The organism is Erythrobacter longus, from assembly GCF_000715015.1.
Lineage (GTDB): Bacteria > Pseudomonadota > Alphaproteobacteria > Sphingomonadales > Sphingomonadaceae > Erythrobacter > Erythrobacter longus.
Window position 1 is genome coordinate 512,860 of the sequence record NZ_JMIW01000003.1, and the last position, 26,168, is coordinate 539,027.

Below are 26,168 nucleotides of genomic sequence, written 5' to 3' on the forward strand. Positions count from 1 at the left end.
TCATGGGCACGCTCGCCTGAATTCTGCATATTTCTTTGCTATCACGTCAAGCGGGTCGCGCTGCTTGCTGTCGAAGACCTCTACCATTTGCTCAAGATCGGCATCCGTTAGCGTCACGATCACCTTTCTCTGTCCGGACCACAGGTCGATCGTTCGCTTAAACATCGCGGCTTTTAGAGGGTGGCGCGTAACAAAGACGCCGAAACGTCCAAGCTCTTCCGCCATATATCTGTTTACCTGGTCCACATGGGTGCGCTCAATCGTGGCTACGTTCTTCATTTCGAACGTGACCTGCCGAGAACCGTAGTCCGCATATATCTGCTTCAAGAACGGGTCGCGCTGTGTGTTGTAGAAAATCAGGTCTCGAATGCTAACGCCGCTGTCCGTGCGGGCTTGCACCTGGGCGAAATCCAAATTGGGATACAGAAGTGACGGGAGAAGTTGCCCAACAGCATTCTCATACTTGGTATCCGCACCGTCCGTTTTACCAGTGGCGAGCTTTTTGATCTGCGCGAGCTTGCCACGCGCTGACCGCACCGGGATCTGAGAAAATAATGGGTCGTTGGCTGCATCCTGAAATGCCCGTTCCTTCGATTCGATATAGGCAGCGACGACACCGTAATTGTCACGATTATAATGCAGCACCTCGACGCGCGTCAGGTTCTCCGGCTCATGCGAAATCTCATCTTGTGGACAGTGCTTCTCGAAGTATTCCTCATAGCTTATCCACGGCACGAAGCGGAGCCACCGCTTGGGCACTAGAAGAAGGGGCCGGTTATCTGTCGGATCGATTGGCAAGGTTGTCGCCACGTCGATGAACGAGCGCGAGCGTGGGTCCCAAACGTTGGCAACTGTCATGGGCTCCAGCGGGATGCCCAGCCGATTGCACTGGTCTATTGTGAAGTCGATCAGAAATGACTTGAGAAAGCTGCAAGCGAAGTCGCTGATTCGATCCTTAGAAATGCCCTCCACGAAAAATTGCAGCTCTTCAATGTGTGAAAGGCCGTGGGTCGCATACCGGGGGATGCGACGGAAGATGGCCAGTATCTCTTGCGCCTTCGCCTGCCCAATGCGCTTCCCTCGGCGCGTTCGGGATGAGCCAAGCCCCACCTCATCGCACTCAGAGGCGGCAACCAGCGCTTTGATAGCCTCGTCCTCGCCGCCATTCAAAGCGAGCTGGCCCAAGTGGTTGAAAGCGTTAAGCAGGGCCCCATGCAGGGCAATGTCCTGCTGCGAAGGCGAGCGCCACATGAGAAACGGATCTACGTAGAGCGGGATATCCTCGTCGAAGAATGGGATCGCAAAGTCGGCGTCTCCCTGCGCCAGCGTGACCCCGTGATAGTCCGTAAGTCGAGGGCGGATTAGCATCTCTTCAGCCCCCCTCTATAGATCGCGAACGGGCGTAAATGGCGCACCGGTTTCTACTGCTCTTCTGACCTTCTCACGGATAACGTGATCAAGGGGTAGCTCACGAGATAGCGCCTCATCAAAGTCCTGACCATTCATGCATATGGTGCGGCGCCCGCGCCCGAATGCATGGAGCCCACCTTCAGAAAAGCCCGTGTAGCTAACAAACAAGCCGCGCGCCCAAGCAGCACGACTGCCCAGTTTGCCATCAAAGATCAGCAGGTCGTCCACTCCTGTCATCTCGAAGCGCCACTTCGCCTCGAAGAGATAGGTTTCGTGGTCGAGGACGAAACTTCCGTCGATCTCTTCCCCGCGTAGGCGAAAGCTGTTCTTCGCCATCATCCCGTAGAGATTGAATGCCCCGCGGAGAAATTTTTCAAAGGCATAGCCGCGCGCCTGCGGTGCCAACCCCGAAACGGCAATCAGGTCACGGCGCAGCTCTGCTACGCGTGCCGAATTGCGTGCGGGTTCGGGTGATGGAGCGCTGTCGGCCGCGCGTGTGCCGCTCAGCTTACCTACAAGATCGAGGACGCGGCCCTCAAAGTCACCATCGTCCGCCGCGTCGCGCTTGCCGAAGGCCTGTCGATACTCCCAAAGTGATCGAATCGTTCGAGCGGCGGTGGCATTGTCCACGGTTCGCAAGAAACAGCGCAACCTCTTGGCCTTTGACGTACCTTCGCGCTCCCATTTCGGGTCATCAATGTCCAAATTGAGCTCTTCCAGAAAGAAGTTGCCCATAGTTCGGTCTGAGAAGTCAAGAACATAGCCCGACTGCATTTCAAATGCTTCATCAAGAAGGCGTATATCTAGGGTGCGCACGTCGCTCATCACGCTGTCTTATCGACGCCCAGCGAATTGGGGAAGATTGCCTTATCGGGATAACCACAACGGGAAAGCGACAGGCTGCTCCCCAACGGAGCGCGAAGGGCCATAATCCTCGCTACGTCTCCCAAATCAAGGGGGCACGGCAACGATTGGACTTGCCGCGCCCCACCCACCTGAAGAAGGATTTCCATCATCTTGATGCGAAGGACTGCCTGTAGGAAGAGTTGGAAGTTTCTGGAACGACCGACAATGAAGAGTTTTGCGGACCGGCAGGAGCTGGGCCGTTAAGCGACTGTCCGGTTTATGACAGCATGGTCGCGAAAGCGGACACTCCGCTGACGACCCAATTATGACCGCTTGCCTGCAATGTTAAATCGACCGTAAGTAGCAGCCCGACGAGCGTGATTGCACTCCTAGGAATTTGGCCTCAGGGCATTTGGCTGAAGCCTGAATAAAAGTCGACTAAACGCGGCGCTGCAGTTCCCGCAGAGTAAGGGGCGTTACGAAATCTTGTCGATTTCGGTGATCTCAGCGAGAACTTTTGTCCCGCAAACGATGGTAATCGCCTGGTATTTAGACGCTAGAGCTGGGAATTGGCCGGACACCTCCTGTGTCGTCAAGACTTGCGCAGAGGGGGCGCTTGGTGCGGTTACTTCTATTATCAGGCGTTGGGTTGGTGGCTGGCGCCGGTCGAGAATGCCGAGCTTTAGTTCATGGGTGTATCCTGCGGATGGGAATACCACTTGCCCACGCACGTTGAGTTTGGGTTCGCCGTTGCCGGGCATCATGTTCAGCCAGGCTTTGAAATTGCTCCCTTCCATCACTGGGCAAGCGTCTGCAACGATTTGGCTGGAGGTATCCGGCGCGGGCCCTGCATTATAGGTGCTGCACGCCGAAAGGCTCGCAACGAGGCCAAGGCCCACAAGTCTTTCAAACTTGGCCGAATTCATAATGCTCATTCCCCTTATTGATCCATCGCTGCGTGAGCTGATGCCTTTAAAACAGTCAGACCAACGGACGCTATGCGATCATGGCCCAGAGCCAGAAACTAAAAAAGCTCTTTCACGCTGGAGAACGCACACCAAGGAAGCTGCAAGGCTGATCGCGAAGCACATTGCGGCCGCGTTGATCTGAAAACGCATTCCCATCGCCGGGCTTTAGCGTGAAGGGAATCCTTCCATTAACCTTCTGACATCTTCTGCGATTGTGTCTCGCTCACCTGAAAGATCGTCACGACCCAAGACCCGCTGTCCTGCCGCTCGCCACACCGGTCTGCGTTCATAGATGTCGAAAGCGATCACCGCCAGTTCTCCGGTGGTCTCGGCGCGGTAGGCAACTCTGGGTCCAGATCGCCCAACCTCACCATATTCGAAGTATTGCCTTCCCCATTCCCATTGCTGTGAATTTTCAGCGAGAAAGCCAGTTACGATCCGCTGTTCAATTGTCGCACCTGCGCCAACCGAGAACGTCAGTGCCAGATCGGCGTCAGCAACCTCTCTCTCGTACGAGTATCCCTTGGCTTGCATCTCTCGCCGGATAGACGACTTGATCTCCTGCAGCGTCTCACTTGGTATCGGAAGCTGGCCCGTGACCGCCACCGGATCATCGCCCGACCATGCAAACGATTGGTAGGCTGAGAAGTCAGCGCTCTCATCTTGATCGATGTCGATCGGACTGCTGCTGTTGCAAGAGGCCGTTGTTAAGATGCTTGCGAGAACAAACGGCACGGCAATTCGCCTGGCAATCCAAAGAGACCTGACATCCATCGCTAATTCCTAATTTTCGTTGTAACACTGCCTTGCGCACTGACAGGCATAAACAGGCCAGCGCCTGTAGCGGTTATCTTGCCATGCTTGATGTCGGCAACGTCAAAGGAAAGATCGAAGTCGCCCAGCCTCACTGAGCGTATTCCACGACGCGCCTTGCCGATCACATCTTCGTAATCCTTGGCGAAGTCTTCGACCAGCGCTTGCTCGATCTCGGTCCGGACCTCATCGCTTGCCAGAACGCGAACCAGCAGATCGCCGATATCGGTGTTCATGTCGCCAAACACTTGCAACCCTTCGACGCGGATCACTTCACTGTTGGGCGCGGTTACAGGCGTGCCGGTCAGCCACACGACACCGCGCGATCGACCCCATATGCGGCCCGTGATATTGCCCACCGGCTCCACTTCAGCCTCCACACCCACGGCGATGCGCCCATTTTCGGTGGCGTACAGAGTGACGGTCTCAAAGGTGACATTGAGCGTGCCCAATTCCTCCTTCGCGATGCCTCGATCAGCCAGCCTGCGCAGCGCACGTAGGATAACTGGCTCAACTTGCGCATAATCGGCGAGCACCGGGATTGTGACGTCAAAGCCGCGCCCACCACTGACCCCGACATTGGCGCTCAAAGGTGTAGCGTCAGGTTGAGCGGGTTCCTCGCCAACAAATACCTCCAGATCGGCCCTTAGCATCAGATCGGTCGATATGCTGTTTGCAGCAATACGCACGCCGCTTGTGCCGGCCTCTCTGGGGAGGACGCGCAGCCAGACGGGTGGGTTCTCACGGTTCAGCGAAATTGTGTCGAACCCGCTGCGCCAAGCGCTGTTGACCTGTGATCGAAGGTCGACTTTCCTGATTTGCGCTTCGAGACTGCGTTCTACGGAAGCGAGGATTTTCCTTAGTTCAGGATCGGCAAACTTGGTCAGCTTAATGCGCTGCCCTGCCACGATGACGCTCGGCTCTTCAAACCATTGGTAGGATATTCGGACATCCGGGCGCAGCCGCCAATCCGCGTTCACACCCAGTGTCGCGCGCATCGTCATGATCGCCGTGGCGCTTGCCGTCTCGCGTTTGATGATGTCGCCGATGTCGCGAATTTCGATCTCAGCATTCACTGGGAAGCTCGCGCTAAGCGTCCGCCCGCTACCGCCGAGCGATATTGTGCCGCGCCGAACCTCTCCGACAAGGTTGCAACTGATCTTGGGGGTGCGGAACAGATTCTGCTTAAATATCCGGACTGTCTCGCGCGGCACGCATTCTTCGACCCGCTGGTTGATTTTGAACAGTGTTCTGGGAGTGTCCTGCTCCAAGCCGCGCCGAACCTGGTCAATCGGTACTCTGACGCTGGTCACCACGACCGATGGATGGGTCTCATAGTCTGGCGGCGTCTCAACCCTTGGGGGGATCGAATAGTCTTGGATGCGGACATAGAACCATATGAAATATATCGCCGCTCCGGCAAGCAAGACCGCGACAGTCGCAACGCCGAAAAGCGCCTTTCGGATCATTCGGCCCGTGCGCCTCTCAAACGCACGATGAATTCGATCAGATACGCCGTTACGAGGCTAAAAAGTATCAAGCCGTTCGCCGCGATAATGCCCGACAGCAGCCGCCAGTCTTTGCCGATCACGACATCGCCGAACCCGAGTGTGGTGAAGGACACTACCGAGAAATAGACAGCTTCTTCAAGCGTCTCGAATTGACCGAGCACAAGGAACGCGCCCGCCCAAACCCACACCGAGATCGACAAGGCCGCGAGCAGCCATAGGACAATCCCGGAAAGCGAGACCATAAGCCGCACGAAGGGATTACCGGAGATTAGCCACTGCCCGTTTCTGGTCAGCGTAGCGCTGGCGATGGCGATAAAGCCAACGGTTATAAAGATGGTTAGGCAGACCAGCGCCGAACCCAAGACTAGCTGAGCAAACATTTGTCGTAGACCTCTAGGACACGTCCGGAAGTGACTTCCTGATATGGGTTTGACTCATATGCATGAACGGTGTTAGATAACAGCGCTTAGATGTGTTGATGGGGATCGTCAGCGAATGAATGGGATACGGCCAAGCACAACTTGGCGCAGCTTTGTTGTTGCATTGTGCGTTGTTTTGTCAGGATGCGGCGCATCCGACATTGAAGAGCCAGAGATTATTCGCCCGGCCAAGCTGTTCACCGTTGAAGCAGCGAATAAGCGGCTGGATGTCAGCTTTCCGGCAATCATCGAGGCGCGCAGTTCCTCAACGCTAACGTTTCAAGTTGGAGGCCTGCTGGAAAGCTTCCCGATTTCCGAAGGTCAGCCGGTGCGCAAGGGGCAAGTGCTCGGACGATTGGATCAGCGTCGATACGCGAACGCTGTTTCCTCGGCTCAGGCACAGTTCGACAACGCCAAGAGCGAGTATGAGAGCGCGGCGGCTCTGCTTGAGCAAAACGCCATCGCGGCGATTACAGTCCAACAGCGAGAGGCGCAGCGCGATGTTGCCGCCGCCACGCTAGACAGCGCTAAGAAAGATCTGGCCGACACAATTCTGCGCGCTCCGTTCAGTGGGATCGTTGCAGCAAAGCTGGCCACGCGGTTTGAAAATATCAGCCCGCAGCAAGAGATCGTTACGCTGCAGTCGCAAGGCGCAGCTGAAGCGGTTGTGAGCGTGCCCGCCAGCCTCGTTGCTCGCTTTGCGGGGCGCGAGCCGACCAACGAATATGTCGTTCTTTCTTCCGCGCCTGATGTGCAGATCCCAGGGCGCTTTCTTTCCGCTCGAACGCAGGCGGATACGCAGTCCCAAACCTTTCGCGTGAAGTTTGCCTTCAGTCCGCCTCCCGGCGTCACGGTCCTGCCCGGCATGACCGCGACCGTTTATGTCGGGCGCGAACTGCTTGACGATGAGCTTGCTGGAGATGGCATTACAGTGCCCGTTGGTGCAATCCAGTCAGACGGCAAGAAGCGGTATGTCTGGATCGTTGATCGCAAGACCATGACCGTTTCGAAACGAGCCGTCACCGTTGCCAAAAGCGTGGGCGAAGAAATCGCCATTACCGATGGGCTTAAGACCGGCGAAACAATCGTTGGTGCCGGAGCTGCCTACCTTCATGATGGGATGAAAATTCGTCCCTACGACAGCTGAGGTCTGATCCGATGGGACCGGCTGAGTTTTCGATCAAGAACCGCTTGATCATGTTCATCATCATTGCGCTGGTAATGGTGGGAGGATGGTACAGCTATCAGAACATTGCGCGGTTCGAGGACCCTGAGTTCACGATCCGAACCGCGCAAGTGGTGACCCAATATCCCGGCGCAACGCCCGAAGAGGTCGCGAACGAAGTCACAGAGACACTCGAAAGCGCGATCCAGCAATTGGGGGAAGTCGACGAGGTGCGATCCGTATCCTCCGCAGGTCGGTCGGAAATCAGTGTCGATATTCTCTACAGCGCGTCCCCGAGCAAAGAGAGCCTGCAACAAATCTGGAGCAAGCTGCGCAACAAGGTGACCGATGCGACCGGGCAGCTCCCGCCCGGTGCCAGCACGCCCTATGTCGCTGATGATTTTGGCGACGTTTATGGCCTGTCTTACCTTGTAACCGGAGACGGGTATTCGTCCGCTGAAGTGTATGAATATGTCCGGTCGCTCAGGACAGACCTGCTTGAGGTTGATGATGTTGCCAAGGTCCAGCTGTTCGGCGCGCAACAAGAGGCAATTTATGTCGAGGTCTCGCGCGAAAGGGCCAACGCTCTTGGCCTATCAGTAGAGCAGATTTACGCTGACCTGGATCAGCAAAACTCGGTTGCATCGGCAGGAGACGTGCAGTTCGGTGATCGCCGAACCCGACTTCAGATCACCGGTGAAATCGCCTCGGTTGAAGCTATTCGCAACCTCGTGATTTCGACCGCGACGTCAGGGCAAATCGTGACCCTTCGCGACGTGGCAGACGTCACCAGAGGCTATATCGATCCGCCTGCGAACATCGTTCGCTGGAATGGCAAACCCGCTATCGCCATCGGCGTCTCGAACGTTTCGGGCGCCAATGTCTCGAAGATGGGCGAAGCGATCGATGCCAAGCTTGATCAGACCAAATCCTTGCGGCCACTCGGTATCGAAGTTCATGAGTTCTATCATCAGGGCAAAGTGACGACGGAGGCGGTCTCGAACTTCGCCGTCAATGTGGTCGCTGCGCTGGTGATCGTCTTGGTCACGCTGTTCTTCTTCATGGGCCTGCGGTCAGCGATCATCATTGGAGCAACGTTGATCGTGACGATTGCCGCCACGCTCGCCGTGATGTTCGTCTGGGGCATTCCGATGCACCGCATTTCACTGGGTGCGCTGATTATTGCGCTTGGCATGTTGGTAGATAATGCGATCGTGGTCACAGAGGGCATTCTTGTCGGCACGCAGCAAGGCCGCAAGAAGCTCGAGATTGCCAAGGAAATCGTAGAGCGCACGATTTGGCCGTTGCTCGGCGGTACACTGGTGGGCATCATCGCGTTTGCGCCGATCGGCTTTGCACCAGGGTCTACGGCTGAGTTTACCGGCGATCTCTTCTGGGTGGTGATGATTTCGCTGCTGTTTAGTTGGGTGTTTGCGATCACCGCGGTCCCGCTCTTCGCCGACCTTTTGTTCAAGGAAAGCGATGGGCCGGTCGAGGAAAAGCCCGAGCATCCGTTTTTCAAACGCTACCGGTCTTTGATGCGCGGAGTGTTGGCGCGCTCCAATTTGGCGATCCTCGCTGTTGTCGGGATGTTTGTTGCAGCGATTTTCGCGTTCAACTTCGTCAAATCCGGGTTTTTCCCGCCATCGACCAGCCCGCAGATCGTCGTCGATTTCTCGATGCCCGAAGGTACGGACATTTCGGTAACCGATGCGAAAATGCGAGAGCTGGAAGGCTTTCTGGATGGGATGGAAGGTATCAAAGGCGTCCAAACTCTCGTGGGTCAGGGCACCTTGCGGTACATGCTCGTCTATTCTCCGGAATCGCCAACATCGTCTTACGGGCAATTCCTGATCCGTACGGTATCATACGACGCGATTGCGGGTCTTCTCCCGCAGATACAACAGCACATCGATGTCAACTTCCCTAACGCTCAGGCAAAGGTGTGGCAATTCCAGCTTGGGCCGGGCGGTGGTTCTAAGATTGAGGCTGAGTTCTCAGGGCGCGATATTACGGTCCTTCGCGAACTGGCTGATAAGGCCAAGGCGATCATGGCCGCCGATGGCCGGGCGATATCGATCAAGGATGACTGGCGACAACCCGTCAGCGTGGTCGAGGTCATTTACGATGCCGACAGCGGCCGCCGTTTAGGCATTTCGCGCGAAGACCTCGCCAATGCTCTTCGCACCAATTTCTCCGGTCGAGACGTTGGGGTCTATCGCGAGGCTGATCAGCTCATCCGCATAATCTCGCGCGCACCTGAACGCGAACGGATCGATGAGGCGGCGCTTCAAGGGGTTCAGATTTTCAGCCAGACCAGCGGATCGGCTGTACCGATCCTCGAGGTCGTCGATGGTTTCGAAACGGTTTGGCAAAACGCGAAATTGCGCCGTGTCGACCGTGTTTGGACCATCAACGCTCAGGCCGATCCCTTGCCCGGAGAGCTCGCATCAACTCTTTTCGAACGCCTACGCCCTCAGATTGAGGAGATCGCACTGCCTGAAGGGTATGAGCTTAAATGGAACGGCGAGTTCGGCGACAGCGCTGAGGCGAATGAGAGCCTGGCTAGCACGCTACCGTTAGGCTTCCTTGCAATGGTTCTTGTCGTTGTGGTGCTGTTCAACGCGCTTAAACAGCCGCTCGTGATCTGGCTGATTGTACCTTTGGCCCTAATTGGCGTGGTCATCGGCCTGCTGGCCACCGACACCGCAATGGAGTTCATGGCGATCCTCGGCTTGCTCTCGCTATCGGGCTTGCTGATCAAGAACGCCATTGTTCTGGTTGATCAGATGGATCTGGAGATACGCGAGGGCAAACCTCGCTTCGATGCGGTGCTCGATTCCGCAGCAAGCCGCGTGAGGCCGGTGATGATGGGCTCTTTGACCACAGTGCTTGGCGTCATTCCCCTTTTCCTTGATGCGTTTTTCAAATCGATGGCGGTTGTTTTGGTCTTCGGGCTGACCTTTGCGACCTTGCTGACCCTCATCATTCTTCCGGTGTTCTACGCTAAGGCGTTTGGCATCACGCCCGATGAAACGGCGGACACTTCATCCAAAGGAGCGGTCGCATGAGCAAACAGCTTGCGCGCTTGGCGACCATTGCGCTGGCAGGAACACTCATCTCTGCCTGCACATCCGTGCGACCCGTAAACGATGCGCGTTCGGCGGAACTGACAGCTGGGAGTGTGCCTCCCAAACCCGACCAATGGACATCCGTCCGAGCACGGGTTGGTGAGGTGCAAGTAGGGTGGATTGCCGCCTTCAACGATCCAGTGCTGATCAAACTGGTTGAAGAAGCGCAGGTCAATAACCGCAACCTTCAGGCCGCCGCCGCAAATGTACGCCGCGCAAAGGCTGTCGTGCGGCAAGCGGGTGCGCCCTTGCTGCCTTTCGTCGATGGGAGCGCAGGAGCCTCTCGCCAAGAGACTTTGGACGGCGCAACCGGCCTTAACGCTGCACAGGCTCAGCAACGAGCCTTGCAGGGCATTGGCAATTTCACAAACTACAATGCGGGCCTTCAGGTTTCCTACGAAGTTGATCTCTGGAACAGGATCGAGGCGGGTCAGGCTGCTACGATAGCGAGCGCTCAAGCTGCTGAAGCCGATTACCGGTTCGCCCAGTATTCCATTGCCGCTTCTGTTGCACAGACATATTTCCTGATCATCGAAACCCGTCAGCAGGTCGAGGTCGCACAGGGTATTGTTGATGCGCTGACAGAGATTGTGCGGATCGTTGAATTGCGCTTCCAATATGGTTTTGCCTCGGAATATGATGTCTCGCTGGCGCAATCCGACTTGGCCTCCGCGCGGGACAGTCTCGCCACGGCTCAGAATGGTGAAATCGAAGCCCGCCGTGCTTTGGAAGCGCTTGTAGGTCGTTATCCAGCTGGTCTTTTGGAGACGGCCAGTGCTTTGCCCGCTCAACCGGCAGCGCCAGGGGCTGGACTGCCCTCAGAGTTGCTGGAGCGAAGGCCAGACGTGATCGCAGCCGAGCGCGATGTGGCGGCTGCGCTGAACGCATCGACACAAGCGCGCGCCGCTCGCCTGCCAAGCCTAACTCTGTCCAGTTCACTCGGGGGCGCTTCGTCTGAGCTGGAAAATGTCCTTGACCCGGCGAACGTCGTTTGGACGTTGGCGGGCAATCTGCTCGCCCCGATTTTCCGAGGCGGTGCGCTCGATGCTGCTGTCGATATCGCGGATGCCGACGTGGAGGCAGCGACCGCAATCTACGCTAACACAGCGATCAACGCCTTCACTGAGGTTGAATCCGCGCTGGATCGCGGCGTGTTTCTCAGGACGCGGCGATTGGCTTTGGAAGTGTCAGCCGATCGCTCGCGCAACGCGCTTAGGCTCTCCAATCTGCAGTACGGACAAGGCGAAATCGACCTGTTCGATGTTCTTGGCGTTCAGCAGCGGGTGTTCGGTGCAGAAAGCAGCCTTCTTGCGCTCAGGCGGGCGCAGCTCAACCAGTACATTGAGCTCAGCCTGGCCCTTGGTGGCGACTGGAGAGACGCAAGCCAGCAACCCTCAGGCGCAAGCGAATAACGCGCCATGGAAATGCTCAACGGTGTCCTTCAGCTTGACGACTTCGTTACGCTAACGCTCGGTATCATCGTTCTTTTTGTTGGTATCACTGTCACGAGCCGAATCGAGTTTCTCAAGAAATACAACATCCCGGAGCCTGTGACCGGCGGGATGGTGGCCTCAATCCTAGGCCTCGTTGCCTACCTTGTCTTTGGCCTTGAGATTGAATTCAGCCTCTACGCCCGAGACGTATTCCTGATCTACTTCTTCACGACTATCGGCATCAACGCCCGCTTCGCGCAGCTTTTGGCAGGGGGGAAACCGCTTCTCATTCTGCTGGGCCTGACGCTGGGCTATCTCGCGCTCCAAGATGTTGTCGGATTCGCAGCCGCCGCCGCGATGGGGCAACCCAGTGGGGTTGGCGTGCTCGTGGGTTCGGCATCGCTTGCGGGTGGCCATGGAACCGCGATTGCATGGGCGCCGACAATTTCTGATCAGCAAGGCGTGGGCAACGCGTTGGAAATCGGCGTGGCTGCGGCAACAATCGGGCTTGTGATCGCAAGCCTTTTGGGCGGACCAATCGCGAAATTCCTACTTACGCGTTTTGACCTCACCACCGATCACGAAGGGGACCTGGTGGTGGGTATCGAGCGCGACAAACAAGACGAAACTTCAATTACGCACCTAAATCTGATGGGAGCGATCCTGATCATTCACATTGCGATGATTTTGGGGTTTGTCCTGAATGAGATCATCGCGGGGCTAGGGCTTAAGCTGCCGCTGTTTGTCAGCTGCATGATGGTCGCCATCGCCATGACCAACACGATCCCATTGCTTTTCAAGCGCGTGGCGTGGCCCACTGGATCAAAGGCCCTCGCGCTGATTTCCGATTTCTCGCTCGGACTGTTTATCGCGATGTCGTTGATGGGAATGCAGCTTTGGGAAGTCGCGGGGCTGGCTGGGCCGCTGTTCGGTATTCTGGCGGCTCAGGTGTTGGTCGCGGTGCTTTTCATCCTGTTTGTGGTGTTCCCCTTGATGGGTAAGAACTACTTCGCAGCTGTGCTCTCCGCTGGCTTTGCTGGCTTCTGCCTTGGTGCAACGCCGACGGCGATTGCGAATATGTCCGCTGTGACCAAAACGCATGGGCCTGCACCCACGGCCTTTATCATTGTGCCACTGGTCGGAGCCTTCTTCGTCGATGTCGCAAACGCTTTCCTCATCCAGTTCTTTTTGACGCTGTAACACTCACATTCGGGAGTAAACGACATGACGCTACGCACGGTTCTCACTTTGGCGGCCGCTTTGTCCCTGGCCGGTTGCGCAACCAGCGGCCGGATTTTCTCCGACTATGATCAGACCCAGAGTTTTGCCGATTACAAGACTTTTGCATGGGCTGGCGAGGCTCCGATGGTCTCTGTGGACAATCGCGCTATTCCGCCAATGGTCACGCAAGAAGTCGCCGAGGCCATCAAGAGCGATCTGACCGCGCGGGGTTACGTATTTACGCAGGATGTGGCGCGGGCTGACTTTGCGGTGTCGTTCACGATTGGTACTCGTGATGGCGTCAACTCGATACAGGTCCCTGACTATTTCATGCAGTCACGTGCAGCATGGACGTGGGGGACACCCTATTGGCCGCGTATTCCGACCATGCCCGCAACCCGCACCGAATTGCGCGAGTACACCGAAGGCACCCTTGCGATCGACATTTACGATGTGGGACGCAAAGCGCCAGTTTGGCATGGCACGGGCCAACGAAATTTGACGCGGGCCGAGTTGCGAGGAGAGAGCAATACGGCAGCGCAAGATGTAAAGCTGATCCTTGCGGAATTCCCGCCTAGCTGAACCGATGAGCGAGCACTCCAAAGAGCAGACCTTTGCGCTTCTTAAGGATAGCCTTGATGAAGCGCAGATATCGGTCAGGGCGTATGACACCAAGGCGCAATTCGTCGGCGTGGGCTATATATTCGCTCTGAATGTGATCGGCGATATTGGGCGTATGGCCAATGATCCGGGCTCCGGGGATATAGTGACCATTGTGATCGCCTGGCTGCTGGTGATCCTGCCGATCGCGCTGTTTGGCTATGTGCTCTATCCGATGCGGAAATCGGCGAAGGAGCAAACCTCTGATGGCCGGTCACACATCTTCTATCTGCACCCAGACCGTCATGGATCGTCAGAGGCTTTGATCGCCGCAGCGGAAAGCTGCGATCCTGTCGACGAGATCGCCCATGAGCTGCTGCAAATCTCAATACTCAGGGAGAGCAAAAGAAAGCGCTTTGTCACCGCACTGGCAAGCGCCGGCGTCACATTCTCAGTGCTGTTCGCCAGTCAGTTGTTAGCAAGCGCCGGAACGCTCTAAGAACGGATGTGCGTTTTGAGCACGTCCAAGACCTTTGCGTCGGGCTTATCAACGCATTCCTGCATCGTGTTGACGACGGCGACCTGAACATCGCGAGGGGACATGGCTGAAACGCCTTTCTCGCCACGAGCGTAGCCGTAAAGCAGGACCATCGCGAAGCCTCGATCATCTTCATTAAGGGTAACAACATCCCAGCACCGAAGATCAGCCAGATCGAGCTTTTCGTCCGATTCAAGTCCGAGTGACGGCGCAGAGGTCTCAGCTTGCGTCTCTTGCGCAGAAGCCGCGCTCAACGTGATCAAGCTCCCTGCGAGGACCGCTCCAGCCAATAGTTTAGTCAGTTTCATCTCGTCCTCCTAGCGTCCGCCACGCATACACGCATCAAGCTCAAGCCGGTAAACCCGAGCTTTGCGTTTTTGTTCTTTCTTCGCTTCACTTCGCCGAGCAGCGCCAACGATCGCACCGATGATCGCACCGCGCCGCTCCGCTTTCTTTCGCTCTTTTTTGTTTTTTCCAGACAGCAAAGCACCCAGAGCCGAGAGGCCAGAGCCCTTGGCTGCTCCATCAAGGGCACCACCAGGTAAATAGCGATCGGGGACTCGGCCATCGTAGCCAGAAAAGGCACGCGCGCGCTCCTGACAGTAATCATATCGGGATTCGAGGTAACGCCCGTCGCGAGACTGTGCGGTTGCTGGCGACGCAAGCAAACCAATGATACAGGCCAAGCCCAGACCGGCTTTCAACATTCCACGATCCCCAAACTCCCGACTGTCAGGTTAGACTTCGTATGGCTCTGCGTTCATCTGCTTAGCGGTACGAGCTTCTACCCATCCTTCTCGATGGATCGTAGACGAAACGATGGCAAAGGCTATGTCCTGTAGGTCCACGACATGCGGTAACGACAATACAAAAAGGTGCATGAATGCGGGCGATAAAGACCGGCCAGATAATCAGCGATGAGATTGCAGTAGCGTTTCAGGAAGATGTGCGCGAATGTGAACGTGTAGCGAGGCTCAATGTGGTTTGCTTGCGATTTGCGTCGCTTCTTGGGGCTAAGGCCCTTGCCTATCATCACTTGCCCGCTATCGGCTCATCGGACCCCATCGGGCTCAATGTCATCTGCGTTGGCTTTCCGGCCGAGCTTGTAAGCCATTTTGAAGACAATCGGATGATCCGGATCGAACCGACCATTCATGAGGTGTTGTCGGGCGGCCAGGCCAAATGGTGGGACGACACCCCGCGCCCAACAAAATTGAGCAAGGCTGAGCGTGACTATCTGGAATTTGCGGCCAGCAAAGTTGGCGTTGGTATTCACGTCCCCGCATACGGCCCGAACGGACGGGAAGGGTATATCTCCATCGGCTTTGGGAAGTATCGACCCGACTTCGACAATAAGGCGATGATCACCATTCAGCTTTGCTGTCAGGTCGCGCATCAACGCTACTGCCAGCTCTTGTACAAGCCACTTCCCCAAAATGTGCGTCTATCCCCGCGCGAAAGGGAAATTCTGTCGTGGGTTGCAGAGGGCAAGAGCAACGGTGTCATCGCGGAAATCCTGCACATCACAGAAAGCAGTGTAATCACTTATCTGGAGCGGGCCTTTAGAAAACTGGACGTTGGAAACCGCGTGACTGCAACGCTGCGTGCCTCGACCCTTGGTGAATTGCGGCATAGGTAGCACGAGTGGCGCCACTTAGTGCATTGCTCTTTCGAAAGTACGCTTTCACTCCCAGCCCTTGTCGCAAAAGTGGTGCAGCAGCGAAGCTGCAAGCGGTCACTCAGAATTTCTGAGCAACCGCCTGAACGTCAGATCTCGGTCTTCTCTGCGAGAGACAGCGCATCTTCAATGTCGACCCCCAGATACCGGACTGTATTCTCAATTTTCGAATGCCCGAGCAGAATTTGGATTGCCCGGATATTGCCAGTTGCCTTGTAGATGATCGATGCTTTGGTTCTCCGAAGCGAGTGGGTACCGTATTCCTCAGGTCGCAGTCCGATCGCTTCGACCCACTCATCAACGAGCCGAGCATATTGGCGGGTGCTGAGATGGCGTGCATGGTTCACCCGGCTTGGGAACACAAAGTCCTCAACAGCACCGCCTCGAAGTTCGAGCCATGAAAACAGACTTTCTCGGGCGTCCTTGGCTATCTCAAATTGGACTGGCCGCCCTGTTTTGCGCTGAGTGATCGTTGCTCTCGTCCTGACTTCCGGCCCGCTAACCAGATCGCCAATCTTTAACTCGGCAAGGTCACACCCTCTGAGTTTGCTATCGATCGCTAGATCGAAGAGCGCTCGATCCCGAATGCGTTTCTCGCGATCTAGAAAGAAGCGGATCGCCCATATCTGCTTCTGATTGAACGGACGCTTGGGTCCGATCTTGGCACCGAAATTCCACGGCACTCTGCTTTGTGACGCCGGATCAAATCGTGAGTTAGTCATTGTCATTCTCCTTGGCCGGAATGGCCGCAGAGACTGTCCGCTTTCGGGCGCTAAGAATTCGGAACCTTGCGTCTTGGATTGGGGCGCTTTGCAGACATAGCATTCTCGCGGAAGCTCCAAAAAAATGAAGCGAAGTCGGGCGAAAGGGGCGCTACCCTTAGCACGGTGTCAATCGTTGAAACAAAGCAGCTTGTATGGCTCCTCCCATGCACTCCATGTCATAAGATGCGCATACGATTGTAGAATGAACTCCCGTAGCATTCTCGCGCAAGACTTTGTGCAGCGCCGAACCACTGATATCTTCCATCTCGATGCTTTTAGACGATCTCCTTCAGCGCTATTTCGCAACGCATGCTTGTCCTCGGTAAACCCTGACGTTTTGGCACATGGCCTTGAGCACTGCCGGGTGAATTTCTGACTGGAGCAGGATCGCGGCAAACGCTTCGCGTGTTGGTCGTTTCTGCATATGCTGGGAGCTACACCTGGCCTTGATGTAGCGTTCGAAGACGAGGATGATTGCGAGACGGTACGTAACTTCTTGGACCTTCTCGCAGCATCGCAAGAGGCGGAAGAGAATTGACCCGATCGGTCAACCACGAACTCCCTCCATCTTGTGCCCGAAACCAATCCGGCTTTTGTCGCGAACAGTCCTGAACAGCTCAGCTGAGGCCGGCAACGCGCGCTCGCGAAGGGCCGTGTTGGCAGCTGGGCTGCCTGCCCGCACCACCCCTTGCGAGCGGCGTTTCCCTTCGGTCTTTCAGACCTTCGGTGCCGTCCTCCCATGACCTGTTTCTTTCGGATGTCCGCAAGCCGGAGATGGTCTCCGGTCAAGCGCAAAAGGAGCATCATCATGACCAACATCGCAATCCTCACAGGCCGCCTCGCACGCGATCCTGAAACCCGTCAAACCAGTGGTGGAACAAGCATCACGGCGATCACCGTTGTCACCGATCGCCCGGCCCGAAACGCCGAGGGCAAGACTTACAAAGATGAGAACGGATACACCGCCAAGGAAAGCGAATTTCACCGCGTGACATGCTTCAACGGCCTGTCAAAAACCGTCGCCGAACACTGCACCAAAGGTCAGCTCATTTCGGTACAGGGCCGGATCCATTACACGCAGTGGGACGATGCCGATGGCGTGACCCGATACGGCACCGAAATTCTTGCAGACAAGGTTGAATTTCTGTCACGCGGGAAGGGTCCAAGCGAAGACTGACCCGTCCAAAACCCGATTACAATCCGAGGCTCTGCCACATGGTGGCAGGGCCTCTTTTTGTGCCTCTTTCTGAGCCGAATATTGCTCCTAAGGATCATGCCTCACCCCCGTGTTTTGCACGAGCAGTTTGGGGGCTTATGGTGGCCATACGTGTCCCCACGCGACACATAAGCAGAACATTGGGCCCAATTAACAAAACCGCTCAAGGCCGTCCGGCCAAGCGCCTTCCCATTTAAACGCCAAGAATCAGGCTGATAGATCGATTGCATTGTGCGGGGAGGGCGGGTACTTCAGTCCCTGCGTGGTATGCACACCGAACACGGCTGAGCCGTAGGTTGCTGCAGCGAGTTTATCATTTGCAAATAATGACTTAGCCGGAAGCTTCTGCTTGTTCTTTCACCTGCAGCGGACTGCAGTTTTTTGGCCAGTGTCTCACACTCATTGAAAATCAGTAAGTTAGCGCTGCAGCCGACTGCAGCCGCAAAACGGCTTCCAATGAAGATTATTCGCGCTATACTGTCCCGGCGATACCCAGACCATGCACAACCTTGAAGGTTATGTATGGTTACCAAATTACAAAGTGTCGGGGTTACTCTCAGCCCACACATCGTTGATCAGATCGACGAGCTTGCAAAGGCGCGCGGGGTTTCCCGCTCCGAAGCCATCCGAATTTCCGTTGATATCGGCTTACCGCTCCTGAAGCTTGGTATGGCTCTCAATACGGAACGCGCGCTCACGATCCTCGAACACACGCAGCTTGCGCTTTCTCTTCTGGTTGAGCGGCAATACCCCGAGGACGTCAACGAGCTTATCAATCAGGCGTTGTCCAACGTGCGTGAATATCATGCGTGAGGACATCCGCTTCAGCAAGAACGCAGCCACGCTTACGCACGATTCTGCGCGGGGACGAGTGAAGCGAAACGCGACCAATTTTACGCGCGGATCACAGCTCTTTCATCACGAAATCCTGATGACCTGGGCGGGGGTACGACTGCCCCTGATTATTTGGGCTGCAACGGCAATTATTCTGCTTTGTGGCCTCGGATTTTTCACCTTCAAGAACCATGAAGTGCAGCTCGTCCTGATGCGCCTCATGGCAGTCACCTGGAATTGGATGTCACTCGACCCAACCAAGGCTGTCAATCTTACCCTACCATCAGGTGATGTGGTTCGCGGGACGATGCAAATGGTGCCTTATCACCCTGCGGTTGAAGCCGCATGGGCGCGGGCAATTCAGGTGACAGTGTCAGCGCTCATTGGGGCATCGTTCATCTGTGTTCCTCTGACCATTTGGTTTGTCGATTTTTCCAATCGGCGCGGCTCTGATATTCTTACGGAACGCCACGAACGCGGCTCCGTCCTGGTTAACGACAGACAAACACTGGCGGATGCCATTGCGCGCCATAATTGGGCCCAGCACAGTCAGGAATGTCACGAACGCGACCCTTCCGAAGACCCTCGAAAAGTGCTTGAGGAAGACCTTAAAAGTCGTATCCGGCGCGGCTTTCACCAGCCCTATAAAATGGCCGGACTTCCGGTGCCGTGGCGCCTTGAGCAAAGCCACGCCATGTTCGTCGGAACAACCGGCGCTGGTAAGACAACCGAAATCAAGAAAATCATCGTCCAAGCGCGGGAGCGCGGGCATCGCTGCGTGGTGTTCGACCTCACGGGCGGGCTCGTCGAAAGCTTCTTCAATAGGGACACAGACGTAATCCTGAATCCCATGGATCAACGCTGTGAGCCTTGGTCGATTTTCAACGATTGCGACAATTACGCTGAGTTCATGAGCGCAGCCGCCGCGCTCGTTCCCAGTGGCCATAACGCTGAGGACGATTTCTGGCAGAAGGCCGCTCGCACGCTGTTCGTCGAAATGTGCATGAAAATGACCAAGATGGGCGTGCGCTCGAACGGTGGTCTCGCCTACTTTCTTATGCATTCAGACCTCAAGACAATCAGCCGACAGCTTGAAGGAACGATTGCAGGCCCGCTCATGTCTCCGTCGGCCGCCAAGATGGCTGAATCAATCCGCGCCACCTTCAACGCGAACGCCAACGTCTTCCGCTTTCTGCCCGAGCCTCCCAAGGGTGAAAAGGGATTCTCGATCAACAAGTGGATGACCGAGGACGTGAAGGAGGGCTCGATCCTTTTCATCACATCCAGCCATCCCGATCTTGTCCTCAATCGTCCTCTATTGACGCTTTGGATGGACCTCGCGGTCAACGCGCTCTTCCGCATGGGCCGCACCCGTAATCTTCGCACATGGTTTCTGATTGATGAGGTCCATGCGCTGCACCGTCTCCCTGCCATCGAGCATGGGCTTCAAACGGCTAGGGCCGTCGGCGGAGCTTTCGTTCTTGGGATGCACTCCTTTGGCGCTCTGAAGGACACCTATGGCGAAAACGGCGCTACCCATCTGACCTCGCTTGCAGGCACCAAGCTCATCCTCAAACTGGCCGATCACGAAACCGCAGAGCAATGCTCTGAATTCATCGGCCGACGTGAAGTTCGCCAGATGGATGAAGCCTATTCCTACGGGTACAATAACAGCCGCGATGCATCGACGATCACACCGCGAAAACAGATCGAAGAACTGGTTATGGCGGAAGACATAAAGGATCTCCCGAGCCTGCACGGCTTTATTAAATTCCCCGATGGTTTTCCCGCTGCGCGCATCAAACTGCGTTGGCGCGACTATGAGACGGTCGCCGAAGGCTTTCAGCGCGTGCGCGAGATGCGCGCCGCCGACTACAAACCAAGCGACAATGAGGCCGCGGAAATGGGAGTCGATGGGCGTGAGGGTGGCGGTCCGGACGACAAGCCCAAAAAGGTGATCGAAGCAGATGTTGAGCGAAGCGATGCCGAGCTTGCGGCGGAGCAGCTGCGCAAGGAAGTCGAAGGGTCTTTGGGACATGCGGTCGACGAGGCTGAGCGCGAGATTGCGAAACATGAGGACGGCCGCATCGATCCGGATGGCGCTAAGAACGCTGATGAGCACGTCGACCAATTCAGGTTCAAGAAAACGGGCGAAAAGGACTATCGAGAGCGTCAGAAACAGGTCCAGCGCGATAGCGAGGAACGATCCAACGCAAAGGACAAAACGGCACATTCGCGTGACCTGCACAGCCGTCAAGACAGGCAGGAAAGCGAACTGGCCAAGGAGAATTTGCGAGGCTTCGGCTCCGAGCGGAAAGACCGCGACGACTTCGGCATCGAAGACGATGACCAGGAGATTGGGCGGTGAACCAACCTCAACGCAGCAAGGACAATTCGTCAAACTTTAGAGCGGGTCTGGGAAGACGAATTCGCTCCGCCAGGGTTGCCCTCGGTCAAACGCAAGAGACACTCGCCAAACACCTCGGGATCGCACGTCAGACGCTCATCACCTACGAGAATGGCCAGACAGAGACGCCTAGCAGCATCCTGAAACGACTGTGCGACGACTTCGCTCTGGACGCGGCGTGGCTTCTCTTGGGCGATGTCTCACGCCCCATGTTCGCGCACGACGAAGCCAGGGTGGCTTGAGATGTTGTCGGTTGCTTCCGTGTCATCTGCCGGCGGCGCAGCGAACTATTTCGCAAAGGACGATTACTACGTTGGCGATGGACCGGCAGAGCTGAGCGAGTGGGGAGGGAAGGGTGCTGAGGCACTTGGACTATTAGGACCGGTGTCAAAGGAAGACTTCGAGAAGGTCCTCGACGGAAAGCTCCCGGATGGAACGATTGTCAACGCAAGTGAAAAACGGCGCGCGGGGATCGATCTGACATTCTCAATGCCCAAGTCAGCGAGCCTCATGGCTCAATTGGGCGGCGACAAGAGGGTGCTCGGAGCTCAACACGCGGCTGTTAAATCCGTGATGAGCTACCTCGAAAAGCACTTTGCAGAAGCGAGAGACTATTCGCGCAATCCGAAAGGGGAACCGATCAAAACCGGGAAGCTGCTCTACGCTCTTTTCCAACACGATACGAGCCGCAAGCTCGATCCTCAGAACCACACCCACGCCGTGATCGCGGCGATGACGCAAGACAAAGACGGCAACTGGAGAGCACTTTGGAACACAGAAATCTGGAAAAACAATTCCGTGCTCGGATCGATTTACAACGCGGCTCTCAGGACAAATTTGGAAAGGCTGGGATACCAGACCGAAATCACCGGGAAACACGGCCAGTTCGAAATCAAAGGCGTCTCGCGCGAGGTCATCGAAGCCTTTAGCCAGCGGCGCCAGGACATTCTCGCCGAAGCTGAGAAACAGGGGAAAGCGAAAAATGACCCAGAGGCCCTTCGAAGAATCACGAAAATGACCCGCGACCCAAAGCTAAATGCTGACGACAAGCAGCTGTTGCGCACCGAATGGAAAGAGCGCGCAGAAGCGCTGGGCTTCAATGCAAAAGAGCTTGTCGCGGCAGCAAAAGCCAGAGCGCCCAGTGCGGGGGAGAGACCGCTGGGTTCACCCGCGAACGTCCAGACCCTTATCAAGACAATCCGCGAGACAGCGAAAATATACACCCGCCCAGCGGACGAGTTGACAACCAACGGCCTTAAAAGGACGCTGCTCACCCCCACACAGTTGCGAACTGAGATGGCGACGGCGTCCGCCGTTCGGATCATCGGGGAGCGTGAAACCTCCTGGACCCAAGGCGAGCTGGTCAAGACGGCGCTCGACGTGGGCCTCAAAGGTGTCACCGCTGACGGTGTCGAGGCGCGCATGCGCAGCCTCATTCATGAAGGCAAGATGCTCGAGGGCGCCACCACGCGGCTCGACAAGGCGATTGAGAAATACACCACGCCCGAACACCAAATGATCGAACGTGCGACGCTTAGCAATGTCGCGGCCGGCAAGGGCGCCAGTCCAGGGATGATCGATGCGTCCGAAGCGCCGGGGCGGCTTAAGGAGGTGTCCGGGAGCCGCGAACTCAATGTTGAGCAGATAGCGGCCGGCACGCTTACGCTATCAAGCGATGACCGCACCGTCGTCATTCAGGGGGTCGCAGGAGCGGGTAAGACGACGCTGATCTCGGCCGTTGCAAGTGTCGCGCATCAGGAAGGCAGGCAGGTAATTGGCCTCTCCTTTGCCAACAAGATGGTCAGCGACCTTCGCAACGACACCGAAATACGCAATCCAGGAGGCGCGGTCGTCGAGGGCGGCATCGAGGCAAGGACCGTTTCGTCCTTCATCAACCAGCATTTGCGCGGTGCGCTTCACGGGTCAGGACCACGATACGAAGCCTCTCGCGAAGCGTTGGAGGGAAAGATACTCGTCCTCGACGAAGCCTCGCTCGTCGCCAACAAGCCAATGAACGATCTCCTCACCATCGCCAACAAACTCGGCGTCGAAAAACTCATCATGATAGGGGACAGAGCCCAGCTGCAGCCGATCGAGGCGGGCAAATCATTCTCGCTCATCCAAGCCGATAATCCGGCGATGGCGCGCCTCGATACAAGCCTGCGGCAGCGCACAGAGCATATGAAGGAAGCTGCAGGGCTCGCCCGCGCCGGAAACTTCAAAGAGAGCTTCGAGAGGCTTGGAGAGAGGGTTGTCGAGGCGGGCAAAGACCACCTTGAAGTGACCGCCAAGACATGGCTCGATCTTTCACCGGAAGACCGCGATCGCACCGCAATCTATTCGTCGGGTCGCGACGCGCGGTCACTCCTGAATCGAATGGTGCAAGACGGGCTGAGGGCAGAAGGCAAGGTCACCGGTGAGGGGCTTAGACTGACCACGCTTCTCCCAGCCCATGCCACCCACGAAGAGTTGCGCTATCCCGGAACTTACCGAGAGGGGCAGCTCCTGGAGGTAATGCGCCATAAGGCTCCGGGCGATCTCCTGCGAGGACGATACGATGTTGAAGGGGTCGATGGACAAGACCGAGTTCTGCTGCGCGACGAAAACGGGAAACTCCAAAGGTTAGACCCGTCCAGCATCGATCCTGCCGACAAGCGAGACGCTTTGCGCTTGTCCGAAAAGCACGAAGAAACAATCTTTGAAGGCGACAAGGTGCGCTGGACCGAGAAGGACGACGCCCGCAAGCTGATGAAGTCCGAAGAAGCCAAGGTGCTCGCAATCAAGGACGGCGTTGTCACCGTCGAAAACCGAAATGGCGACACCGTTGAGCTGAAACAAGACGACCGGATGCTTGAACGCATGGGGCTCGCCTACGCGCTCAATATGCATCAGGCACAAGGCGACACACGCGACATGGCGATCGGCGAGATGCACTCTTCCGCGCGTTACCTATCAAATGAACGGTTGGCGCTGGTGATGATGACCCGTGTGCGCGACGACATCACGATCGTCACAGATGACAAAAAGCGACTGCTCGCCCAGATCGGGCGCAATCCAGGCGACAAGACCAGCGCGCTTGAAACGCTTGGCGAGAAGCAGGTCGAACTGCCCAAAGAGGGCGGACCGGCTCGCGACTTTCATCCGAAGATTCCCGACCATCTGCGGAGCAGCGAAGACAAGCTATCACCGCTACCCAGCGTCGATCGCGACAGTTTGCGCGCCTTACCACAGATCGAGCTTCCCGAACGCAACATCGAACGCAGTCGATAGGAGGACCACGATGAACGACCAATCACAACGCGCGACGCAAGGCGAACCAGAAGGTAGGACCTTCGCCGAGCCGCACGCCAATGAGCCGATACTCTCAAGCATCGTAGAGCACGCCGGTCTGCAGGAAATCGCCTACGCAGTGGAGGGGCAGGATTATGTCGTGTGCGATGCGAGCGTGCATGGCGCCCAAGGATGCGCCGACAAACGAGAAGCCGCATCGCACCAACAGGTGACCGCAGAATGCGCAGCGCTGGGTCTTGCCATCCTCATGGCCGTGATGGTGGGGTCTTTAGCGGTCACCTTCGTCAACCTCATCACGAAACTCGCAGCACCGGTCGAAAAACATCGCGTTTGCGCGGTCTTCCCAAAACATCTCTTGCCAACAATCGAGCCTGAAGGAGAATCAAACCATGGCATTTGACTATGAAGACGCCGGAACATTCGGCAGCGAACGCGAAGCGAAAGACTGGGCGCATCGCAACAAGGTGGACCTGCGAGATCTGCACATCCGGAATCTTGGAGGCGACCGTGTCGAGGTCGGAATCCGAAAGAGCTCATACGACAAGAGCGAAGGTTACGACAATCGATACGGGCAGCGACGCGACGGATTTTGGCGCTGATGGCTGCTCACATCGATCAAGGTCGCAAGACTATCAAAAACAACTACGGCCTTCTGGCAGGAATTATCCAAGGGTGAAGAAATCGATGGCCGCCTCACATTTGCCGACGAGATGATCGCATCGCCGGCAGCAGCGCAAAACTGTTGCAAGATGAGTGCGCTGACGCACGAGTACATTGCGAAAAGCGAACATCCTTTGATCCGCCATCAAAGGAAGAGGTTCGAAATGATGCTATCGCTGCTCACGGACCGCTCAGCGAAACCGCTGCACTAGTGAAGAAACCGGAGGCAGGATTTCTTGAGCAAGGTGCCACGGATAGCCCTCAGATTTGGTCGAACTTTTTGCGCAGGCGTTGCCTAGCTCGGTAAACGCGGGTTTCGATGGCTTTTTCGCTAACCCCAAGCAGGCTGGCAGCTTCGGCCTGACTGCGCCCGTCTATGCTCACCAGTACGAGCGCTTCGCGCAATCGGATCGGTAGACGTTCGATCTCGGCTCGGAGCAAATCTAGCTCTTGTCGGTCCGCGGCTATATGCTCTGGGTTAGGTCTCTCGTCCCCAATGAGCGCGGCACCTTCTGACGATTCAACGCCGAAAAAGCGTTTGGCTTTCCTCGCTCTTAGCCGGTCGCGACATTTGTTGAGCACCGCCGTTGTTAGATATGGTCCAATCGGCCGGTCCGGGTCGAGACGATGCCTTGCGAGCCACACCGATGCTAGGCCATCCTGCACAGCGTCTTCGCCTGAATGCTGGGAATCCACCATCCGCGTAGCAAGCGCTATCAAGCGGCCAAGATGTGGCTCAACCAGCTTGCTGAAGGCTGCTCGGCTCCCCTGCGTTGCCTGCTGCACTAGCTTCGGCGGGCTATTGCCTTCAGTTGAAGACACCGACGATCAGTCGCGTGGACTGCGTGTCAGAGCTTGTGACACTTGCCGGTCGAATAGCTCTTGCTGTTCCGAACTGAGCAACTCGCGCATATCGAAAACGTGACGCACTGTCGCTTTCTGCAGTGCTCCCATCTTTTCGTGCACATCATCGATAGCCGCGCCAACTGCCGGACCGTAATCGTGTTCTGCTTCCATCGCCTTGGCAAGGCGCGCATTAGATGCGCGAAGCGAAGACTCGAGCTCTGCCTTTTGGATTGCATAACCGGATTCGAGTTCATCGAGCTTGGAAGACTGCTCGGCTGAGAGTTCCAATTCATCGTGCACGAATTGGTGCAGACCGCCAGTGCGCTCGTCTGCGTACCACTGGCCTGCTGCAAGCGAACCCAGGCAACCTGCCAATGCGGCAAGCAGTACGGCGAATATTATATGGTGTGTTTTCAA

General features: G+C 56.4%; 25 protein-coding genes and 1 pseudogene. 15 read left to right on the top strand and 11 right to left on the bottom strand.

The features are described from left to right. The 6 genes from EH31_RS09560 to EH31_RS09590 form a co-directional block, all read right to left on the bottom strand. Window positions 1-1,368, bottom strand: a complete 1,368-nt coding sequence (locus tag EH31_RS09560) for a hypothetical protein (protein WP_199797012.1) — start codon at window positions 1,366-1,368, stop codon at window positions 1-3. 15 nt (window positions 1,369-1,383) lie between these two features. After that, a complete protein-coding gene (locus EH31_RS09565) occupies window positions 1,384-2,235 on the bottom strand; it encodes a DUF3644 domain-containing protein (protein ID WP_034959920.1) in 852 nt (283 codons plus the stop codon). Window positions 2,236-2,732: 497 nt separating this feature from the next. Continuing rightward, on the bottom strand, window positions 2,733-3,191 hold the full coding sequence (locus EH31_RS09570; RefSeq protein WP_152553525.1) for a hypothetical protein: 459 nt from the start codon (window positions 3,189-3,191) through the stop codon (window positions 2,733-2,735). Window positions 3,192-3,389: 198 nt separating this feature from the next. Further along, entirely contained in the window at window positions 3,390-3,998 is a 609-nt protein-coding gene (locus tag EH31_RS09580) for a DUF4136 domain-containing protein (RefSeq protein WP_034959926.1), read from the bottom strand. A gap of 2 nt (window positions 3,999-4,000) precedes the next feature. Further along, window positions 4,001-5,506, bottom strand: a complete 1,506-nt coding sequence (locus EH31_RS09585; protein ID WP_034959927.1) for a DUF4403 family protein — start codon at window positions 5,504-5,506, stop codon at window positions 4,001-4,003. Next, window positions 5,503-5,928, bottom strand: a complete 426-nt coding sequence (locus EH31_RS09590; RefSeq protein ID WP_034959928.1) for a potassium channel family protein — start codon at window positions 5,926-5,928, stop codon at window positions 5,503-5,505. The genes EH31_RS09585 and EH31_RS09590 overlap by 4 nt, the downstream gene beginning before the upstream one ends. Before the next feature lie 115 nt (window positions 5,929-6,043). Here EH31_RS09590 and EH31_RS09595 point away from each other — a divergent pair, with 115 nt between their 5' ends. Genes EH31_RS09595 through EH31_RS09620 form a run of 6 tightly spaced genes read left to right on the top strand, consistent with a single transcriptional unit; the run spans window position 6,044 to window position 14,016 of the window. Further along, entirely contained in the window at window positions 6,044-7,114 is a 1,071-nt protein-coding gene (locus EH31_RS09595) for an efflux RND transporter periplasmic adaptor subunit (RefSeq protein ID WP_034959929.1), read from the top strand. 11 nt (window positions 7,115-7,125) lie between these two features. Then, a complete protein-coding gene (locus tag EH31_RS09600; RefSeq protein ID WP_034959930.1) occupies window positions 7,126-10,203 on the top strand; it encodes an efflux RND transporter permease subunit in 3,078 nt (1,025 codons plus the stop codon). Then, on the top strand, window positions 10,200-11,675 hold the full coding sequence (locus EH31_RS09605) for an efflux transporter outer membrane subunit (RefSeq protein WP_051699115.1): 1,476 nt from the start codon (window positions 10,200-10,202) through the stop codon (window positions 11,673-11,675). Before EH31_RS09600 ends, EH31_RS09605 begins: the two co-directional genes overlap by 4 nt. Before the next feature lie 6 nt (window positions 11,676-11,681). Continuing rightward, on the top strand, window positions 11,682-12,896 hold the full coding sequence (gltS, locus tag EH31_RS09610) for a sodium/glutamate symporter (RefSeq protein WP_152553526.1): 1,215 nt from the start codon (window positions 11,682-11,684) through the stop codon (window positions 12,894-12,896). Window positions 12,897-12,920: 24 nt separating this feature from the next. Beyond that, window positions 12,921-13,499, top strand: coding sequence for a DUF4136 domain-containing protein (locus EH31_RS16910; RefSeq protein ID WP_051699117.1), 579 nt, complete (start codon window positions 12,921-12,923; stop codon window positions 13,497-13,499). 4 nt (window positions 13,500-13,503) lie between these two features. Then, on the top strand, window positions 13,504-14,016 hold the full coding sequence (locus EH31_RS09620; RefSeq protein ID WP_034959931.1) for a Pycsar system effector family protein: 513 nt from the start codon (window positions 13,504-13,506) through the stop codon (window positions 14,014-14,016). Here EH31_RS09620 and EH31_RS09625 read toward each other — a convergent pair. Both EH31_RS09625 and EH31_RS09630 read right to left on the bottom strand, forming a co-directional pair. After that, complete coding sequence (locus EH31_RS09625) at window positions 14,013-14,363, bottom strand: HdeA/HdeB family chaperone (protein ID WP_034959932.1); 351 nt, start codon at window positions 14,361-14,363, stop codon at window positions 14,013-14,015. The genes EH31_RS09620 and EH31_RS09625 overlap by 4 nt on opposite strands. A 9-nt stretch (window positions 14,364-14,372) precedes the next feature. Beyond that, window positions 14,373-14,762, bottom strand: coding sequence for a hypothetical protein (locus tag EH31_RS09630; RefSeq protein ID WP_034959933.1), 390 nt, complete (start codon window positions 14,760-14,762; stop codon window positions 14,373-14,375). A 176-nt stretch (window positions 14,763-14,938) separates the two neighbouring features. On the opposite strand from EH31_RS09630, the gene EH31_RS16915 reads away from it, so the two are divergent. Then, window positions 14,939-15,694 carry a helix-turn-helix transcriptional regulator gene (locus tag EH31_RS16915; RefSeq protein ID WP_051699118.1) on the top strand — a complete coding sequence of 252 codons (756 nt, stop codon included), beginning with the start codon at window positions 14,939-14,941 and terminating at the stop codon, window positions 15,692-15,694. A gap of 128 nt (window positions 15,695-15,822) precedes the next feature. Here the strand turns inward: EH31_RS16915 and EH31_RS09640 are convergent, their stop codons facing one another. Then, a complete protein-coding gene (locus tag EH31_RS09640; RefSeq protein WP_034960182.1) occupies window positions 15,823-16,455 on the bottom strand; it encodes a tyrosine-type recombinase/integrase in 633 nt (210 codons plus the stop codon). A 311-nt stretch (window positions 16,456-16,766) separates the two neighbouring features. On the opposite strand from EH31_RS09640, the pseudogene EH31_RS17860 reads away from it, so the two are divergent. The 8 genes and pseudogenes from EH31_RS17860 to EH31_RS09675 all read left to right on the top strand — a co-directional run bounded on the left by EH31_RS17860 (window position 16,767) and on the right by EH31_RS09675 (window position 24,844). Next, a pseudogene (locus EH31_RS17860) lies at window positions 16,767-17,035 on the top strand (hypothetical protein). A gap of 270 nt (window positions 17,036-17,305) precedes the next feature. Then, a complete protein-coding gene (locus EH31_RS09645; RefSeq protein ID WP_034959935.1) occupies window positions 17,306-17,674 on the top strand; it encodes a single-stranded DNA-binding protein in 369 nt (122 codons plus the stop codon). Window positions 17,675-18,235: 561 nt separating this feature from the next. Next, a complete protein-coding gene (locus tag EH31_RS09650) occupies window positions 18,236-18,526 on the top strand; it encodes a ribbon-helix-helix domain-containing protein (RefSeq protein WP_034959937.1) in 291 nt (96 codons plus the stop codon). Window positions 18,527-18,644: 118 nt separating this feature from the next. Further along, window positions 18,645-20,915: a type IV secretion system DNA-binding domain-containing protein gene (locus EH31_RS09655; RefSeq protein WP_241765886.1), complete on the top strand. Its 2,271-nt coding sequence runs from the start codon at window positions 18,645-18,647 to the stop codon at window positions 20,913-20,915. After that, window positions 20,912-21,196: a helix-turn-helix domain-containing protein gene (locus EH31_RS09660; protein WP_051699119.1), complete on the top strand. Its 285-nt coding sequence runs from the start codon at window positions 20,912-20,914 to the stop codon at window positions 21,194-21,196. Before EH31_RS09655 ends, EH31_RS09660 begins: the two co-directional genes overlap by 4 nt. Window position 21,197: 1 nt before the next feature. Then, complete coding sequence (gene mobF / locus EH31_RS09665) at window positions 21,198-24,224, top strand: MobF family relaxase (RefSeq protein ID WP_034959939.1); 3,027 nt, start codon at window positions 21,198-21,200, stop codon at window positions 24,222-24,224. Window positions 24,225-24,234: 10 nt separating this feature from the next. Next, entirely contained in the window at window positions 24,235-24,645 is a 411-nt protein-coding gene (locus EH31_RS09670) for a hypothetical protein (RefSeq protein ID WP_034959941.1), read from the top strand. After that, window positions 24,635-24,844: a hypothetical protein gene (locus tag EH31_RS09675; protein ID WP_034959942.1), complete on the top strand. Its 210-nt coding sequence runs from the start codon at window positions 24,635-24,637 to the stop codon at window positions 24,842-24,844. The genes EH31_RS09670 and EH31_RS09675 overlap by 11 nt, the downstream gene beginning before the upstream one ends. A 322-nt stretch (window positions 24,845-25,166) precedes the next feature. On the opposite strand, the gene EH31_RS09680 is transcribed toward EH31_RS09675, so the two are convergent. Together EH31_RS09680 and EH31_RS09685 are read right to left on the bottom strand one after the other, a co-directional pair. Then, on the bottom strand, window positions 25,167-25,727 hold the full coding sequence (locus tag EH31_RS09680; protein ID WP_034959943.1) for an RNA polymerase sigma factor: 561 nt from the start codon (window positions 25,725-25,727) through the stop codon (window positions 25,167-25,169). Window positions 25,728-25,733: 6 nt separating this feature from the next. Then, the gene (locus EH31_RS09685; RefSeq protein WP_034959944.1) at window positions 25,734-26,168 is read right to left on the bottom strand and encodes a Spy/CpxP family protein refolding chaperone; all 435 of its coding nucleotides are present in this window, start codon (window positions 26,166-26,168) and stop codon (window positions 25,734-25,736) included.

What these genes read in the sequence shown, in the direction of transcription:
- EH31_RS09560 (WP_199797012.1), bottom strand. Translation starts at nt 1,368, where the DNA reads ATGCTAATCCGCCCTCGACTTACGGACTATCACGGGGTCACGCTGGCG.
- EH31_RS09565 (WP_034959920.1), bottom strand. Translation starts at nt 2,235, where the DNA reads ATGAGCGACGTGCGCACCCTAGATATACGCCTTCTTGATGAAGCATTT.
- EH31_RS09570 (WP_152553525.1), bottom strand. Translation starts at nt 3,191, where the DNA reads ATGAGCATTATGAATTCGGCCAAGTTTGAAAGACTTGTGGGCCTTGGC.
- EH31_RS09580 (WP_034959926.1), bottom strand. Translation starts at nt 3,998, where the DNA reads ATGGATGTCAGGTCTCTTTGGATTGCCAGGCGAATTGCCGTGCCGTTT.
- EH31_RS09585 (WP_034959927.1), bottom strand. Translation starts at nt 5,506, where the DNA reads ATGATCCGAAAGGCGCTTTTCGGCGTTGCGACTGTCGCGGTCTTGCTT.
- EH31_RS09590 (WP_034959928.1), bottom strand. Translation starts at nt 5,928, where the DNA reads ATGTTTGCTCAGCTAGTCTTGGGTTCGGCGCTGGTCTGCCTAACCATC.
- EH31_RS09595 (WP_034959929.1), top strand. Translation starts at nt 6,044, where the DNA reads ATGAATGGGATACGGCCAAGCACAACTTGGCGCAGCTTTGTTGTTGCA.
- EH31_RS09600 (WP_034959930.1), top strand. Translation starts at nt 7,126, where the DNA reads ATGGGACCGGCTGAGTTTTCGATCAAGAACCGCTTGATCATGTTCATC.
- EH31_RS09605 (WP_051699115.1), top strand. Translation starts at nt 10,200, where the DNA reads ATGAGCAAACAGCTTGCGCGCTTGGCGACCATTGCGCTGGCAGGAACA.
- gltS (WP_152553526.1), top strand. Translation starts at nt 11,682, where the DNA reads ATGGAAATGCTCAACGGTGTCCTTCAGCTTGACGACTTCGTTACGCTA.
- EH31_RS16910 (WP_051699117.1), top strand. Translation starts at nt 12,921, where the DNA reads ATGACGCTACGCACGGTTCTCACTTTGGCGGCCGCTTTGTCCCTGGCC.
- EH31_RS09620 (WP_034959931.1), top strand. Translation starts at nt 13,504, where the DNA reads ATGAGCGAGCACTCCAAAGAGCAGACCTTTGCGCTTCTTAAGGATAGC.
- EH31_RS09625 (WP_034959932.1), bottom strand. Translation starts at nt 14,363, where the DNA reads ATGAAACTGACTAAACTATTGGCTGGAGCGGTCCTCGCAGGGAGCTTG.
- EH31_RS09630 (WP_034959933.1), bottom strand. Translation starts at nt 14,762, where the DNA reads ATGTTGAAAGCCGGTCTGGGCTTGGCCTGTATCATTGGTTTGCTTGCG.
- EH31_RS16915 (WP_051699118.1), top strand. Translation starts at nt 14,939, where the DNA reads ATGCGGGCGATAAAGACCGGCCAGATAATCAGCGATGAGATTGCAGTA.
- EH31_RS09640 (WP_034960182.1), bottom strand. Translation starts at nt 16,455, where the DNA reads ATGACTAACTCACGATTTGATCCGGCGTCACAAAGCAGAGTGCCGTGG.
- EH31_RS09645 (WP_034959935.1), top strand. Translation starts at nt 17,306, where the DNA reads ATGACCAACATCGCAATCCTCACAGGCCGCCTCGCACGCGATCCTGAA.
- EH31_RS09650 (WP_034959937.1), top strand. Translation starts at nt 18,236, where the DNA reads ATGGTTACCAAATTACAAAGTGTCGGGGTTACTCTCAGCCCACACATC.
- EH31_RS09655 (WP_241765886.1), top strand. Translation starts at nt 18,645, where the DNA reads ATGACCTGGGCGGGGGTACGACTGCCCCTGATTATTTGGGCTGCAACG.
- mobF (WP_034959939.1), top strand. Translation starts at nt 21,198, where the DNA reads ATGTTGTCGGTTGCTTCCGTGTCATCTGCCGGCGGCGCAGCGAACTAT.
- EH31_RS09670 (WP_034959941.1), top strand. Translation starts at nt 24,235, where the DNA reads ATGAACGACCAATCACAACGCGCGACGCAAGGCGAACCAGAAGGTAGG.
- EH31_RS09675 (WP_034959942.1), top strand. Translation starts at nt 24,635, where the DNA reads ATGGCATTTGACTATGAAGACGCCGGAACATTCGGCAGCGAACGCGAA.